Raw genomic sequence first — 14,596 nt, forward strand, 5'->3', positions numbered from 1 at the left:
GGGGGCTCCTAGCGTGGGGGCAGGCGGTGCTTGGCGACCGCCTCGGTGGCGGCGGTCAGCAATTGGTTGCTGGTCTCGAGGGTGCGCTGGACGACGCCGATGTAGAGGCAGTCCAGGACGAGCATCTGGGTGTGGCGGGCGGCCACCCCGCCGGCCCGGAAGGGGGTGTCCTGCGCGGCCGTGGTCAGGACGATGTCGGCGGCCTCGGCCAGCGGGCTGCGCGGGAAGTTGGTGACGGCGATGGCGGTGGCGCCGCGTTCCTTGGCGATGGTCATCGGTTCGACCACCTCGGCCGTGGTGCCCGTGTGGGAGATGCCGAGTGCCACGTCCTGGTGGTCGCGCGCGTTGGCGCTGCAGACGGCGCTGTGCACGTCGGTCCACAGCGCGCCGGGCCGGCCGATGGCGTGCAGCCGTAGGTGCAGGTCCATGGCCACACCGGCGCTGCCCGCCACCGCGAAGAAGTCGATGAACCGGGCGCCCACGAGGGCGGCTGCGGCCCGGTCCACCGAGTCGAGGTCGAGCTGGGCCGCGGTCTCCTCCATCGCGCGCATGTCGCTGGCCAGGAGGCTGCGCAGCACCAGGCTCGTGGGGTCGTCCGGGGAGAAGGCGATCAGGCCCGGCTCGCGCGGGGTGGCGTCGTTGCGTCCGAGCTCGGCCGCCAGCGCCAGCCTGAGCTCGGGGTAACCGGCCAGGCCCAGCTCGCGGCAGAAGCGCGTGACGGTGGTGAGCGAGGTGCCGCACCGCTCCGCCAGCTCGCTGATGGTCGAGGCGGCCACGCCGTCGGGCTCGGCGAAGATCACTTCGGCGATGCGCCGGTGGGTGGCCGTGAGGGTGGGCTCGACTCCTCGGATTCTGGCCAGGATCGGTGACATGGGAGGAACAATCTCGCTTTCCCGATGTGATGTCAATAGTTCACATTGAACGCCAAATGTTAGAAAATTTCCCCCTTGTGCGGAGTGTTGGGAGTATGTCACTTTCGACGCCATGCGGAACCTCCTCATGGCGCTGGTGCTCGGGAGCACCAGCCTGCTGCCCACCCAGGCCGACTCGGTGGACCTTCAGTTACTGGCCTTCAACGACTTCCACTCGGGCTTCCCGACCAGCTTCGCCATGACGCCGTCCGGGCCTGTCGAGGCGGGCGGCGCCGAGTACCTGGCCGCCCACATGGACCGGCTCCAGCGCGACAACCCCGACGGCACACTGCGGCTCGCCGCCGGCGACAACTTCTCCTCCAGCACGATGAACGCCACCGCCCTGCACGACGAACCGGGCATCCAGGCGCTCAACATGATGCGCCTGGACGCCTCCAGCGTCGGCAACCACGAGTTCGACGAGGGCATCGACGAGTTCCGCCGGATGGAGAACGGCGGCTGCCACCCGATCGACGGCTGCGCGCTGCCGAACTTCAAGGGCGCCGAGTTCCCGTACCTGGGCGCCAACATCGTCGACACCACCACCGGCAAACCCGCGCTGACGCCGTACATCGTCAAGGAGGTCAAGGGCGTCAAGGTCGGCATCATCGGCGTCGACTTCAAGAACGCGCTGAACGAGGCTCCCGGCCCCACCAAGCCGCTGGAGGGCCGCGACGAGGCCGAGGCGGTCAACAAGTACACGGCCGAGCTCAAGGCCAAGGGCGTGCGGACCATCGTGGTCCTGATCCACCAGGGCGGCGGACAGGCCGGCGGCGGCCTGCCCAACGAGTGCAACAACCTGACCGGGCCGATCAAGGACATCGTGCAGAAGTTCGACCCCGAGGTCGACGCGGTGATCTCCGGGCACACGCACAACCCGTACAACTGCGTCATCAACGGCATCCCGGTCACCCAGACCTCGGCGCACACACGCGAGGTCACCAAGATCGTGCTGACCGTCGACCGGGCGACCGGCAACCCGACCTCGTCCAAGGCCGAGAACATCACGGTCACCCACGACATCAAGCCGGACGCCCGGATCGCGGCCCTGCGCCGCAAGACCGACGAGCAGGCGCAGAAGCTGCTCGACCGGCCCGTCGGACTGCTCAGCCGCGACCTCACCGCACAGCGCAACACCGTCGGCGAGTCCACCATCGCCTACGCCCTGGCCGACGGCCGGCTGTTCGCCACCTCCGCCCCCGAGAACGGCGGCGCCCAGATCGCGATCCAGCCGCCCTACGGCGGCGGCATCGGCGGCGACCTGATCGTCAATCCCACGGGCAACGAGATGTCGAACCTGGTGACGCACGGCAAGGCGCTGCGCGTGGTGCCGTTCAGCAACATGCTCGTCACCATGACGCTCACCGGCGCCCAGCTCGAACGGCTGCTGGAGCAGCAGTGGTGCGGCCAGTCCGTCGCCCGCGTGCTCGGCGTCTCGCAGGGGCTCACCTTCACCTACGACAACGCCAAGCCCGCCTGCGACAAGATCGACCCGGCGACCGTCAAGCTCAACGGGACCGTCGTCGACCCGGCCGCGAAGTACCGCCTGACCGCCAACTCCTTCATCGCGAGCGGCGGCGACGGCTTCTCGGTGCTGACCGAGGGCACCGAGCGGGTCGAGAAGGTGCGCGACATCGAGGCGTTCGAGTCCTACATCCGGGCCAAGAGCCCGCTGCCGGTCCCCGCCCTGGGCCGGGTCACCCGCGTGAACTAGCCGCTTCCCGGGCCCGTCCGCCGGGCGGGCCCGGATGGAACGGGATGGAACGATCTGGAACGCCCATGGTCTGAGGCGCCGTCGTCCGATGGCGGCGCCCGACCATGAGGAGGTCAGATGCAGCTCTCCACCCCGAGGAGGCTCGGCAGACGATTGGGCGCCCTGCTGGCGGCCGTCGTGGCGGTCACCGCCCTGTCGGCACCCGTACCGGCCCAGGCGGCGGCCCCGCCCGCCACGCACGCCATCGCCTGGGGGAAGGGCGGTTTCGGGCAGCTCGGCGACGGCGGGTACGCCGACCAGCAGCTCCCCGTCAAGGTACGCGCCGAGGAGCAGGGCTTCACCGAGGTCGCCGGCAGCCTCACCCACTCGCTGGCCATCGCCGCCGACGGCTCGGTCTGGGCCTGGGGGCAGAACAACAACGGCCAGCTCGGCGACGGCGGCCACACCGACAGCGACGTCCCGGTCAAGGTGCAGGGGCTGAGCGGCATCGTCGAGGTCGCCGCGGGATGGGGGTTCAGCCTGGCCCGTACCGGCGACGGCCACGTCTGGGCCTGGGGGACCAACTACGCCGGGCAACTCGGCCTCGGCTCGTTCGGCGGCTCGTACGCCACCCCGCAGCAGGTCGGCGAGCTGCGTGGCATCACCCACATCGAGGCCGGCTGGTTCCACAGCATGGCGTTGCGCGACAACTTCACCGTGCTGGTCTGGGGGGACAACTCGCGCGGCCAGCTCGGCGACGGCACCGGCGTGGCCAAGGCCGGTCCTACCGTGCTGCCCGGCCTAGGCGGGGAGAGCGGGCCGGTCTACGACATCGCCGCCGGCTTCTACCACTCGCTGGCCGTACGCGCCGACGGCACGCTGCTGGCCTGGGGGGCCAACAACTCGGGCCAGCTCGGCAACGGCACCACCTCCGTCACCGCGGCCTACAGCCCGGTGCACGTCGTCGGCCGGTACGGCCAGGTGCGGGCGGTGGCCGCCGGATGCCGGCACAGCTACCTGGTCGACGGATCGGGCAACGTGTGGGGCTGGGGCGACAACACCGAGGCCCAGGTGGCCTTCACCGGAACCGTCGTCAAGCAGCCGCAGCTCGTCCCGGGCCTGTCGGACGTCAAGGACGTGGCCGCGGGCTGCGCCTTCGGCCTGGCCCTGACCGGCGGCGGCGAGGCGTACGGCTGGGGTCAGTACAACTCCGGCCAGACGGGGACCGGCGTCCCGGTGCCGATGCCGCCGTTCAAGAACGCCTGGGGGGCGGGGCTCACGTTCATCGCCGCGGGCGGCGACCACGGGCTGGCCGTACGCGAGGTGAGCTGACCACGTGATGGTTGTGCGCGAGGTGAGCTGACGCCGCGCGATTCACCGCTCATCTGGTGACATTTGCATCTGTTCGCCGCCGGCCTCCAGGTACAGGGTTGAGCCCTCGACCACCACCTGGAGGAAGGCAGCGATGCAGACCTCGCCCGCAGAGCCGATCGCCGGTCTCCCGCCGTCCGCGGTCTGAACCGCGACGGGAACCTCATGGCCCTGCCGCTCACCACCGCCAGGCCCCGGCTGCCCGACGGTGCCGCCACCCGCCCCGGCCCCCTACCCTGGTCAGCCGGGCGACGTCGACGGGCGGTGGGCAAAGTGGCCGAGTTCTGGCGGTCCGACCGGATCGTCCGGCTCGCGCCGGTCGCCGCGGTCGCGTGCAGCTCCCTGCTGCCACTGCTGCAGGTGACGTTGTCGTTCAGCTACGAGGGCAACGACGGCCACAACGGCCTGTGGAGCCTGGCAGCGACCGCGGCCTACCTCCCGCTGCACCTGCGCCACGTCTGGTACGCCGCCCGCGCCGTCCGCCCGCCGGCCGGACGGTGGACGTTCACGGCGATGGCCGTCATCGTGCTCGGCGTCACGCCCCTGGCCGGGAACATGTGGCCGCGGGCCTACGCCGGGCTCGTGGTGTCGGCCCTGCTGGTGCTGCCCGCGCCGTGGTCGTACCTGGTCTTCGCGGGGCTGGTGGCGGTGGCCGCGCCGGCGGCGCTCCTGCTGGACCTGCCGTGGCAGTCGGCGGCGTGGGTGGCGTTCTCGGTGTTGTGCGGCGGCGGGGCGCTGCTGCTGCTCGTCTGGCTCGCCGCGGCGCTGACCCGGTTGCAGGCGGCCAGGGAGGCGCTGGCCCAGCAGGCGGTCGCGCAGGAGCGGCGCCGGATCGACGACGACCTGCGCCGTACGCTCGGCGGCGCGCTGGCCTCCATCGCCGCCCGCGGCGACCGCGTCGCCGCGGCGCTGACCCCCGGCCCGGCCGATCCCGTGGCGCTGACCGAGGAGCTGAGCGGGCTCGCCGACGACTCGCGGCGCACCCTGGCCGAGGCCAGGCGGCGGGTACGCGGCTACCGGCAACCGTCGTTGCGGGCCGAGCTGGAGACGGCGGCCACCCTGCTGTCGGCGGCGGGCGTCGAGACCCGGCTTGAGCTGCCCCGGCAGGGGGTCCCCGAGACGATCCCGCCGCACCCCCGTACGGCCCTGCGCGCCGCGGTCACCCGCCTGCTCGGCGCCGAAGGGGTGCGCGCGTGCACGATCTCCGCCACCGTCGAGGGCGGCCGGGTGCTCCTGGAGGTCCGCGCCGACGACGTGGCCGAGACGATCGAGGTGCCGGCATGACCCCGCAGATCCCGCCCGCGTGGGTGCTGCGGCATCCGCACCGGCCCTTCATTGCGCTGCACCTGCCGCTGGCCGCCCAGGTGCCGGTCTACATCGGCATGGGCATGGAGGGCTCGCCCGGGGACCCGGTCCTGGCGACGCCGGTGGTCCTCGTGGCCCTCGCGCTCCAGCTCCGCCACAGCCTGGCCGCCTCGCGGGGCGCGCGTCCGGCGGGCTGGCCCTGGACCCTGACGGCCCTCATATTGCTGGCGAACGTCCCCCTGTGGTGGCTCGGCTCCCAGTGGGAGGCCGTGGCGGTCTTCTCTCTGGCCTCGATCGTCATGCTGCTGCGCGGCCCGGTACGCACGGTCGCGGCGTGCGCCCAGATCCTGCACGTCCCGGTGATGGAGGTGACCAAGGTGTGGCACGCCCATACGATCCCTCAGGCCCTCCTCTCGGGCGTCTATCCCCTGCTCGGCCTCATGGTGTTCGGCGGGGCCCTGGTCGCCGGGGCCCGGCTGGTGCTGCTGCTCGACGAGCTGGAGGCCACCCGGGCCGAGCTGGCCGCCGCCGCGGTCGGCGAGGAGCGGATCCGGGTCTCGCGCGACCTGCACGACCTGCTCGGCCAGAGCCTGTCGGTGATCTCCCTCAAGGGCGACCTGGCTCTGCGGCTGCTGGCCAAGGACGCCGGCGCGGCCCGTGCCGAGATCGAGAGCCTGACCGGCGTGGCCCGCGACGCCCTGAGGGACGTACGCGCGATCACCCGCGACGAGCTGGCGGTGTCGCTGCGTACCGAGATCGACGGCGCGGCGGCCCTGCTCGGCGCGGCCGGGGTCGACACCCGGCTCGACGTGGCCGCCCTGCCGCCGTTGTCCGGGCCCGCACACGACGCGCTGGCCTGGGCGATCCGCGAGGGCGCCACCAACCTGCTGCGCCACAGCGAGGCCAGGACCTGCGCCATCACCGTGGCCCGCGACCGCGGCACGGTACGGTTGGAGATCGTCAACGACGGCGTGCGCGGCGTCGCGGGCCCGGGGACGGGGCTCGCCGGGGTGGCCGAACGCGCCCGCGCGGCGTCCGGTTCGTCGGCCGCCGCCGTCCACGACGGTCGTTTCCGGTTGTCGGTCGAGGTCCCCGAGGAAGGCACGTGATCCGCGTACTGATCGAGGTTCCCGAGGAAGACACGTGATCCGCGTACTGATCGCCGAGGACATGCACATGATCCGCTCGGCCCTGGTCGCCCTGCTGTCGCTGGAGGACGACATGGAGATCCGCGCCGAGATCGAGCGCGGCGATGAGGTGCTGCCCACCGCCCTGCGGGTACGCCCGGACGTCGCGGTGCTCGACATCGACCTGCCCGGCCTGGACGGCCTGTCGGCGGCCGAGCAACTGTCGCAACGGCTGCCCGCCTGCCGCACGCTCGTGCTGACCGGCCTCAGCCAGCCGGGCAACCTGCTGCGCGCGCTGAAGGCGCACGCGAGGGGCTTCATCGTCAAGGACGCCCCCGCCCAGACGCTGACCGACGGCATCCGGCGCATCGCCCGCGGCGAGCGGGTGATCGACCCCGAGCTGGTCGCCGCCGCGCTGGAGACCGGCAGCAGCCCGCTCACCACCCGCGAGACCGAGGTGCTGCGCGCCGCCGCGTCGGGCATCCGCACCGCGCAGATCGCCACCCAGCTCTCGTTGTCGCAGGCCACCGTCCGCAACTACCTGTCGAACGCGATCAGCAAGGTCGGCGGGCGCAACCGTATCGACGCGATCCGCATCTGCCGCGACGCCGGCTGGCTCTGAGCCGCCGAGGACGCCGCGAGGCCCGACGGCCGGGCTCAGCCCGCGTAGTCCTTGAGCGCGACCGTGTCGTCGGCCTCGTCGGGCAGGGGCTCGTCCGGCGCGCCGAAGAACCAGCGGGCCGCGGCCCGGCCGTGCCGCTGGTTGCGCTCGACGTAGTCGCGCATGCGGTGCTCGTAGGCGGCCAGGCCCGTGACGTGGTCGGGGGCCTCGGCCAGCTCGCCGGCCAGCACGTACGCGCCGATCAGGGCTTGTGAGGTGCCGCGGCCGGAGGTCGGCGCCGCGCAGTAGGCGGCGTCGCCCAGCAGCGTGACCCGGCCGTTCGTCCAGGTGTCCATCACCACCTGGCCCGAGGAGTCGAAGAAGAACTCCTCCGCCTCCCGCATGGCCGCCAGCAGCCGGGGCACCTCCCAGCCCGCGTCCGCGTAGTGCTCGGCCACCAGGCGTTCCTGCTGGGCGCGGTCGCGCCGGTCGTAGACCAGGTCGTCGGCGGCGAAGGACAGGCCGACCCGCAGCTCGCTGTTGCCGTTGGCGGTGAAGGCGAGGGCGCTGCGGCCGGGCGGGTTGTGCATCAGGCCGGCGTCCCGCAGGTCCAGGATGTTGCCGGTGGTGAACAGCGCGCCGTAGATGCCGAGGTTGCGCACGTAGCGCGACTCGGGGCCGAAGGCGAGCGCGCGCACCTTGGAGTGCAGCCCGTCGGCGCCGACGACCAGGTCGAACGTACGCGGCGCGGCCTTCTCGAACCGCACCCGCACCTCCGTCGCGTCCTGGTCGAGCGCGGTGACGGTGTCGTCGAACAGGTACTCGGCGGTGTCGCGGGTGGCCTCGTACAGCACGCTCGTGACGTCGGACTTGAGCACCTCCAACTCGCCGGAGATCGCGCTGGCGGGCAGCACGGCGATCGTGCCGCCGGTCTCGTCGACCATCGTCATGGAGGTCATCGTGGTCTCGTGCCGCCGCATCTCCGCGAGCAGGCCCATGCGCTCCAGCACGTCCAGGGCCGAGCCGCGGAAGTCGATGGCCGCGCCGCCGCGGCGCGGGGCCGGGGCGCGCTCGACGACGGTGACCTGGTGGCCGTGACGGTGCAGCCAGTAGGCCAGGGCGGGACCGGCGACGCTGCCGCCGGAGATCAGGATTCGCATTGGAATGTCCTCTTTCGTCGGTGAACGCTCCACACCGTACGCAGAGTTGGGCAAATGCGCAAGACATCTGTCTAAGGCGTACGTGCTAGGCTGCGGGCCATGGGAAATCGGGAAGACCTGCTGGCCGGGGCGCGGCGTTGCCTGGAGGAGAAGGGCTGGGGGCGCACCACCGTCCGCGACATCGCCACGGCCTCCGGCGTGAGCATGGCCGCCATCGGCTACCACTTCGGCTCGCGCGAGGCGCTGCTCAACGCGGCCCTGATCGAGGCCATGGACGAGTGGGGCCACCAGGTCGGCGCCGCGCTGTCCGCCCTGGACGACGCCGGCCAACAACCCGCCGACCGTTTCGCGGCGATGTGGGCGCAACTGATCGCCTCCATCAACGAGCACCGCACGCTGTGGCTGGCCAACCTGGAGGCCCTGGTCCAGGCGGAACACTCGCCGGAGCTGCGCGAGCAGCTCGTGGCCGGTCAGCGCGAGGGGCGGCGGGGCATGGCGGCGCAGCTCACCGGCGTACCGGAGGAGGAGATCACCGAGGGCGAGGTGCGCGCGGTCGGCTCGGTGAACCTCGCGCTGCTGCTGGGGGTGATGGCCCAATGGCTCAACGACCCGGAGGCCGCGCCCTCGGCCGCCGAAGTGGTCGAGGGGCTGCGGACCATCACCACCCGGTTCGGGCTGGTCAGGTGAGGGCGGCGACGATCACCCGGGTGGCCTCGGCGATCAGCGCCTCCCTGGGCGGCGTGCCGTAGCCGGGGCGGTCGCTCATCACGGCCACCACCAGCGGGGGCACGCCGGGCGGCCACACCACGGCGATGTCGTTGGCCCGGCCGTGGTCGCCGGTGCCGGTCTTGTGCGCCGGCTTCCAGCCCTTCGGCAGCCCGGCCCTGATGCGCGCCGTGCCGGTGGTCGTGCGTACGAGCCAGCCTTCGAGCAGCGCGCGCTTGGCCGGGTCCAGTACGTCGCCGAGCACGAGCGCCCGGTAGTCGGCGGCGATCGCGCGAGGGGTGGTGGTGTCGCGTGGGTTCTTCGGGCCCATCCTGTTGAGCTCGGGCTCGTAGTGGTCGATGCGGCTCACCCGGTCGCCCAGCCCGCGCAGGAAGGCGGTGAGCCGGGCCGGGCCGCCGGCGTCGCGCATCAGCAGGTTGCCCGCGGTGCCGTCGCTGTAGCGGATGGCGGCCTCGCACAGCTCCCGTACGGTCATCCCCGTCGCGACGTGGTGCTGGGTGATCGGTGAGATGGAGTCGACGTCGGCCCGGGTAAAGGTGACGCGGTCGTCCAGGTGGGACAGCGGGTTGCGGTGCAGGACCGCCGCGGCGGCCAGCGCCTTGAAGGTGGAGCAGAACGCGAAACGTTCGTCGGCGCGGTGGGCCAGCGTGGCTCCGGTGCCGGTGGCCAGGGCGTACACACCCAGGCGGGCGCCGTGCCGCCGTTCGAGCGCCGCCAGCCGCGCCCGCGCCCCTGCCGCCGCATCCACCCCCAGGGACGGCCCGCCGGACGGTGGTGCGGAGAGGCTGCCGGGAGGGGCCGCGGGCGGCACGGACGCCCGGTGTTCGTCGGCGCCGCAGGCCGCCGGCGGCAGCAGGGCCGCGGCCGTCAGCAGGGCACGCCGCGACTGCTCATAGGACATTCGGTGCAACCTGCTTCCCCCCGACCGGCCGATCTTCCCGCCTCACCCTAGGCCGACGACCCCCGCCGAGACCGGACGCGGCCCGAATGGACGCGACCGATGATCGTTGGCTAGGGTGGGGCGCGTGTCCAGTCCCGAGGCGTCAAGACGCTAGCCACCGGTCGTCGGTGGCTTCTCGTGATGTCATGCGGCAGCGCCGTCCCTGAGACCGCGCGCCTTCCCGTCACCGGATCACCCTCGTTCGGACTGGTTCCGCCCGTGAGTTCCGCCACCGTCGTGGCGTCGAACCCGGGTCCTTCCCTCACGCGGTAGCGCCGCGCGCCCTCCGGCGTGCCCGGCGCGTCGCGTTCCTTCGCGTTGCGTCTTGGAGTCTCGCTCGTGCCATTCGCCATCTACGTTCTCGGGCTGGCCGTGTTCGCCCAGGGAACATCGGAATTCATGTTGTCCGGCCTGGTTCCGGACATCGCCGCCGACCTGAACGTGTCCGTCCCCGCCGCCGGCGCGCTGACGTCCGCGTTCGCCGCCGGCATGATCGTCGGGGCGCCGCTCATGGCGCTGCTCAGCCTGCGCTGGCCGCGCCGCCGGGCGCTGCTCGTCTTCCTCGTCGCGTTCGTGCTCGTGCACGTCGCGGGCGCGGTCACCACCGACTTCGCCGTGCTGCTCGTGACCCGCGTGCTCGCCGCGCTGGCCAACGCCGGGTTCCTGGCCGTCGGCATCGCGACGGCGGCCGGCATGGTCCCGCCGGACGCCAAGGGGCGGGCCACGTCCGTCCTGCTCGGCGGCATCACGCTGGCGTGCGTGGCGGGGGTGCCCGCGGGCGCCGTGCTCGGCCAGGCGTTCGGCTGGCGGTCGGCGTTCTGGGCGGTGGCCCTGATCTCGCTGCCGGCCGTCCTCGCCGTCGTACGGTCGGTGCCGGAAGGCGGTCTGGAGACGGCCGTTCCCCGTGCCCGGCGGGAACTGCGCACGCTGCGCGACCCCCGGCTGCTGGTCGCCCTGACGCTGGGCGCGCTGGTGAACGCCGCCACCTTCTGCACCTTCACGTACCTGTCGCCGCTGGTCACCGAGGTGAGCGGGTTGTCCGAGGGGTGGGTGCCGGTGATTCTGGCGCTGTTCGGGCTGGGGTCGTTCGCCGGGGTGAGCGCCGCCGGGCGGCTGTCCGACACCCGGCCGCTGCCGGTCCTGCTCGCGGGCGGGCTCGCCCTGCCGGTCGGCTGGGCGCTCTTCGCGTACGCGGCTGCCGTGCCGGTCGCGGTGTTCGTGCTCGTCTTCGTCCAGGGAGCGTTGTCGTTCGCGGTCGGCGCGACCCTGATCGCCCGCGTCCTGTACGCGGCGGCCGGGGCGCCCTCGCTCGGCGGCTCCTTCGCGACCGCCGCGCTCAACGTGGGCGCGGCCGCGGGCCCGGCGCTCGGCGGCGCCGTCATCGCCGCCGGGCTCGGCTACCGTTCCTCGCTGTGGGTCAGTGCCCTGCTGGTGGTCGTGGCGCTCGCCGTGGCGGGCCTGACGTACCGGTCGTCGGCGAGCGTCGCGCCCCGCTGACCGAGGGGTGCAGGATGGTCCGGCGGCGGCGGCGCGGCCGACCCTGGTTTTCCGCTCCCGTGAATGCGAGGGCAGAGCCGGGGATCGTGCCGCTGCTGCGGACCAAGACCTGGCTTCAGGGTGGATTATGCGGAAGGTAAGGTGTGGGTTTGTGACGACGTTTCGGATCAGCGAGGCCGCGGCGCTGCTCGGGGTCAGCTCCGACACCGTCCGCCGGTGGGTGGACGCGGGCCGGCTCTCGGCCGAGCGCGACGAGCACGGCCACCGGCGGGTCGACGGCGCCGATCTGGCGGCCTTCGCCCGTTCGCAGATCGAGACCGACGGCGAAGGCGGGCGCTCCTCGGCCCGCAACCGCTTCCGCGGGATCGTCACCGAGGTGATCCGCGACGCGGTGATGGCGCAGGTGGAGATCGCCGCCGGGCCGTTCCGGGTGGTGTCGCTGATGAGCCGCCAGGCAGCCGACGAGCTGGGCCTGGAGGTGGGGGTGGTGACGGTCGCCGTGATCAAGTCCACCAACGTCGTCGTGGAGATCCCCGGCCACGAGCGCGTGGCCAGTCATGTGTGAGGAGTCCCCCTTGGTGTTCAGGCGTCTGTCCCGCTGGGCGATCGCCCTGCCCGCGGCGTTCGCGCTGGCGGGCCTGGCCGGTTGCGGCTCCGCCGAGCCGGCCACGTCCGCCTCCTCCGCCCCGGCCCAGGCCGCCGCGAAGGAGGTGACGGTGTTCGCCGCGGCGTCGCTGACCGGTACGTTCACCGAGCTCGGCAAGAGCTTCGAGAGCGCCCATCCGGGTACGACGGTGAAGTTCAACTTCGGCTCCAGCGCCACCCTGGCCCAGCAGATCGTCCAGGGCGCCCCGGCCGACGTGTTCGCCGCGGCCAGCCCGGCCACCATGAAGACGGTCACCGACGCCTCCCTGGCGGGCGGGCCGGTCACGTTCGTCCGCAACAAGCTGCAGATCGCGGTGCCCGCCGACAACCCGGCCAAGGTGGACGCGCTGAAGGACCTGACCGACCCCAAGGTCAAGGTGGCGCTCTGCGCCGAGCAGGTGCCGTGCGGCGCCGCCGCGGTCAAGGCCCTGGCCGCGGCCGGTCTCACGGTCAAGCCGGTGACACTGGAGCAGGACGTCAAGGCCACGCTGACCAAGGTGCAACTGGGCGAGGTGGACGCGGCCCTGGTCTACCGGACGGACGTGATCGCCTCGGGCGGCAAGGTGACCGGCATCGCCTTCACCGAGGCCGACCAGGCGATCAACGACTACCCGATCGCGACCCTGTCCAAGGCCCCGGCCGGTGACCTGGCCAAGCAGTTCGTCGACCTGGTGCTGTCGCAGCAGGGCAAGGACGTGCTGGCCAAGGCCGGTTTCGAGGCTCCCTGACCGTCCATGAGCCGTTCCACTAGGCCCGGCCCGGCGGACCCGCGCGGCGGGCCCGCCGGACCTGCGGCCACGGGCCGCGAGGTCTCCGGGCGGCCGCCGTGGATGCTGGTCGTGCCCGCGCTGGCGGGGCTGGCGTTCCTGGTGTTGCCGCTGGCCGGGCTGCTGGTCCGGGCCCCCTGGTCAACGCTGCTCCAGCGGCTGGCCGAGCCGCAGGTGCTGGAGGCGCTGCGGTTGTCGTTGTTGTGCGCCACCGTCGCCACGGCCTTCTGCCTGCTGCTCGGGGTGCCGCTGGCCTGGTTGCTGGCCCGGGTGTCGTTCCCGGGGCGGCGGCTGGTGCGCGCGCTGGTCACCGTGCCGCTGGTGTTGCCGCCGGTGGTCGGCGGCGTGGCGCTGCTGCTGGTGCTGGGCCGGCGCGGCCTGGCCGGGCAGTGGCTGGAGGCCACCTTCGGCGTCACGTTGCCGTTCACGACGGCTGGTGTGATCGTCGCCGAGGCGTTCGTCGCGATGCCGTTCCTGGTGATCAGCGTGGAGGGCGCGTTGCGCGGCGCCGACCAGCGCTTCGAGGAGGCCGCCGCGACGCTCGGGGCCTCGCGCTGGACGGTGTTCCGGCGGGTGACGTTGCCCATGGTCATGCCGGGCGTGGTCGCCGGGGCGGTGTTGTGCTGGGCGCGGGCGCTCGGTGAGTTCGGGGCGACGATCACGTTCGCCGGCAACTTCCCCGGCACGACCCGTACGATGCCGCTGGCCGTCTACCTGGCGCTGGAGACCGAGCCGGAGGCGGCGATCGTGCTCAGCCTGGTGCTGCTGGCCGTCTCGGTGGTCATCCTGGCCAGCCTGCGCGACCGGTGGGTGAGCGCGCCATGACCCTCGACGCCCACGTGGTGGTCACCCGGCCCGCGTTCACCCTCGACGTCTCCCTGAGCGTGGCCGCCGGGGAAGTGGTGGCGCTGCTCGGCCCCAACGGCGCCGGTAAGACCACCGCCCTGCGCGCCCTGGCCGGGCTCACCCCGATGAGCGGCGGCCGGATCACCCTGCGCGGCACGCCGTTGCACCCGCTGCCCGCCGAGGCCCGCCCGATCGGCATGGTCTTCCAGGACTACCTGCTCTTCCCGCACCTGACCGCCCTCGACAACGTCGCCTTCGGGCCGCGTTGCCAGGGTGTGCCCAAGGCCGAGGCCCGCCGGATCGCCGCCGCGCTGCTGGACCGCGTCGGCCTGGCCGCGTACGCCGCCGCCAAACCGCGCCGGTTGTCTGGCGGCCAGGCGCAGCGGGTCGCGCTCGCCCGCGCGCTGGCCGTACGGCCCGGGCTGCTGCTGCTGGACGAGCCGCTGGCCGCGCTCGACGCCCACACCCGCCTGGAGATCCGCTCCCAGCTCCGCCGCCACCTGGCCGACTTCGACGGCGCGACCGTGCTGGTCACCCACGACCCCCTCGACGCGATGGTGCTGGCCGACCGGCTGATCGTCATCGAGCACGGCACGGTCGTCCAGCAGGGCCCGCCGCCCCAGGTGGCCCGCCACCCGCGCACCGACTACGTGGCCCGCCTGGTCGGGCTCAACCTCTACCGCGGCGTGGCCGGCGGCACCGGGGTCAAGGTCGGCGAGGTGCTGCTGCACGCGTCCGAGGAGCTCGACGGGCCCGCGTTCGTGGCCTTCCCGCCCGCCGCCGTGGCGCTTTACCGCAGCCGGCCCGACGGCAGCCCGCGCAACCTCTGGCACGCCCGCATCGAAGGCATCGAACGCCACGGCGACAACGTACGCGTGCACCTCGACGGCCCGCTCACTGCCTTCGCCGACATCACCCCCGCCGCCGTGGCCGACCTGGACCTGACCCCCGGCCAGCGGATCTGGGCCTCGGTCAAGGCCACCGAGACCCACGCCTACCCGGCGTGA

Annotated in this window: 14 protein-coding genes; 11 read left to right on the plus strand and 3 right to left on the minus strand. The window is 72.9% G+C overall.

The window, feature by feature from the left end:
* Positions 1-8: 8 nt before the first annotated feature.
* Entirely contained in the window at positions 9-872 is an 864-nt protein-coding gene (locus tag DMB42_RS46790) for a MurR/RpiR family transcriptional regulator (protein WP_125646678.1), read from the minus strand.
* A 112-nt stretch (positions 873-984) separates the two neighbouring features.
* Here DMB42_RS46790 and DMB42_RS46795 point away from each other — a divergent pair, with 112 nt between their 5' ends.
* The 5 genes from DMB42_RS46795 to DMB42_RS46815 all read left to right on the plus strand — a co-directional run bounded on the left by DMB42_RS46795 (position 985) and on the right by DMB42_RS46815 (position 7,029).
* Positions 985-2,625: a bifunctional UDP-sugar hydrolase/5'-nucleotidase gene (locus DMB42_RS46795; protein WP_125646682.1), complete on the plus strand. Its 1,641-nt coding sequence runs from the start codon at positions 985-987 to the stop codon at positions 2,623-2,625.
* A 117-nt stretch (positions 2,626-2,742) separates the two neighbouring features.
* The gene (locus tag DMB42_RS46800) at positions 2,743-3,936 is read left to right on the plus strand and encodes a hypothetical protein (protein ID WP_125646685.1); all 1,194 of its coding nucleotides are present in this window, start codon (positions 2,743-2,745) and stop codon (positions 3,934-3,936) included.
* Between the two features lie 312 nt (positions 3,937-4,248).
* Positions 4,249-5,259 carry a hypothetical protein gene (locus tag DMB42_RS46805; RefSeq protein WP_125646688.1) on the plus strand — a complete coding sequence of 337 codons (1,011 nt, stop codon included), beginning with the start codon at positions 4,249-4,251 and terminating at the stop codon, positions 5,257-5,259.
* Positions 5,256-6,389, plus strand: a complete 1,134-nt coding sequence (locus DMB42_RS46810) for a sensor histidine kinase (RefSeq protein ID WP_125646691.1) — start codon at positions 5,256-5,258, stop codon at positions 6,387-6,389. The genes DMB42_RS46805 and DMB42_RS46810 overlap by 4 nt, the downstream gene beginning before the upstream one ends.
* Positions 6,390-6,423: 34 nt before the next feature.
* Positions 6,424-7,029 carry a response regulator transcription factor gene (locus DMB42_RS46815; RefSeq protein ID WP_125646694.1) on the plus strand — a complete coding sequence of 202 codons (606 nt, stop codon included), beginning with the start codon at positions 6,424-6,426 and terminating at the stop codon, positions 7,027-7,029.
* 35 nt (positions 7,030-7,064) lie between these two features.
* Here DMB42_RS46815 and DMB42_RS46820 read toward each other — a convergent pair whose 3' ends face one another.
* Entirely contained in the window at positions 7,065-8,168 is a 1,104-nt protein-coding gene (locus tag DMB42_RS46820) for an FAD-dependent monooxygenase (protein ID WP_125646697.1), read from the minus strand.
* Between the two features lie 99 nt (positions 8,169-8,267).
* Between DMB42_RS46820 and DMB42_RS46825 the strand changes: the two genes are divergently transcribed.
* Positions 8,268-8,855, plus strand: a complete 588-nt coding sequence (locus DMB42_RS46825; RefSeq protein WP_125646700.1) for a TetR/AcrR family transcriptional regulator — start codon at positions 8,268-8,270, stop codon at positions 8,853-8,855.
* Here the strand turns inward: DMB42_RS46825 and bla are convergent.
* A complete protein-coding gene (gene bla, locus DMB42_RS46830; protein ID WP_125646703.1) occupies positions 8,848-9,795 on the minus strand; it encodes a class A beta-lactamase in 948 nt (315 codons plus the stop codon). The two genes, DMB42_RS46825 and bla, sit on opposite strands and share 8 nt — an antisense overlap.
* Before the next feature lie 378 nt (positions 9,796-10,173).
* Between bla and DMB42_RS46835 the strand changes: the two genes are divergently transcribed.
* The 5 genes from DMB42_RS46835 to DMB42_RS46855 all read left to right on the plus strand — a co-directional run bounded on the left by DMB42_RS46835 (position 10,174) and on the right by DMB42_RS46855 (position 14,596).
* Positions 10,174-11,331 (plus strand): Cmx/CmrA family chloramphenicol efflux MFS transporter, encoded by a 1,158-nt coding sequence (locus DMB42_RS46835; RefSeq protein ID WP_125646706.1) that lies wholly within the window; start codon positions 10,174-10,176, stop codon positions 11,329-11,331.
* A gap of 151 nt (positions 11,332-11,482) precedes the next feature.
* Positions 11,483-11,896, plus strand: a complete 414-nt coding sequence (locus DMB42_RS46840; protein WP_125646709.1) for a molybdopterin-binding protein — start codon at positions 11,483-11,485, stop codon at positions 11,894-11,896.
* Positions 11,897-11,906: 10 nt separating this feature from the next.
* Positions 11,907-12,704, plus strand: coding sequence for a molybdate ABC transporter substrate-binding protein (modA, locus tag DMB42_RS46845; RefSeq protein ID WP_260478349.1), 798 nt, complete (start codon positions 11,907-11,909; stop codon positions 12,702-12,704).
* Between the two features lie 6 nt (positions 12,705-12,710).
* Positions 12,711-13,568 (plus strand): ABC transporter permease, encoded by an 858-nt coding sequence (locus DMB42_RS46850; RefSeq protein WP_396985965.1) that lies wholly within the window; start codon positions 12,711-12,713, stop codon positions 13,566-13,568.
* Positions 13,565-14,596 (plus strand): ABC transporter ATP-binding protein, encoded by a 1,032-nt coding sequence (locus DMB42_RS46855; RefSeq protein WP_125646715.1) that lies wholly within the window; start codon positions 13,565-13,567, stop codon positions 14,594-14,596. The genes DMB42_RS46850 and DMB42_RS46855 overlap by 4 nt, the downstream gene beginning before the upstream one ends.

The sequence above is a fragment of the Nonomuraea sp. WAC 01424 genome, assembly GCF_003947315.1.
Classification (GTDB): domain Bacteria; phylum Actinomycetota; class Actinomycetes; order Streptosporangiales; family Streptosporangiaceae; genus Nonomuraea; species Nonomuraea spiralis.

What these genes read in the sequence shown, in the direction of transcription:
- DMB42_RS46790 (WP_125646678.1), bottom strand. Translation starts at nt 872, where the DNA reads ATGTCACCGATCCTGGCCAGAATCCGAGGAGTCGAGCCCACCCTCACG.
- DMB42_RS46795 (WP_125646682.1), top strand. Translation starts at nt 985, where the DNA reads ATGCGGAACCTCCTCATGGCGCTGGTGCTCGGGAGCACCAGCCTGCTG.
- DMB42_RS46800 (WP_125646685.1), top strand. Translation starts at nt 2,743, where the DNA reads ATGCAGCTCTCCACCCCGAGGAGGCTCGGCAGACGATTGGGCGCCCTG.
- DMB42_RS46810 (WP_125646691.1), top strand. Translation starts at nt 5,256, where the DNA reads ATGACCCCGCAGATCCCGCCCGCGTGGGTGCTGCGGCATCCGCACCGG.
- DMB42_RS46820 (WP_125646697.1), bottom strand. Translation starts at nt 8,168, where the DNA reads ATGCGAATCCTGATCTCCGGCGGCAGCGTCGCCGGTCCCGCCCTGGCC.
- DMB42_RS46825 (WP_125646700.1), top strand. Translation starts at nt 8,268, where the DNA reads ATGGGAAATCGGGAAGACCTGCTGGCCGGGGCGCGGCGTTGCCTGGAG.
- bla (WP_125646703.1), bottom strand. Translation starts at nt 9,795, where the DNA reads ATGTCCTATGAGCAGTCGCGGCGTGCCCTGCTGACGGCCGCGGCCCTG.
- DMB42_RS46850 (WP_396985965.1), top strand. Translation starts at nt 12,711, where the DNA reads ATGAGCCGTTCCACTAGGCCCGGCCCGGCGGACCCGCGCGGCGGGCCC.
- DMB42_RS46855 (WP_125646715.1), top strand. Translation starts at nt 13,565, where the DNA reads ATGACCCTCGACGCCCACGTGGTGGTCACCCGGCCCGCGTTCACCCTC.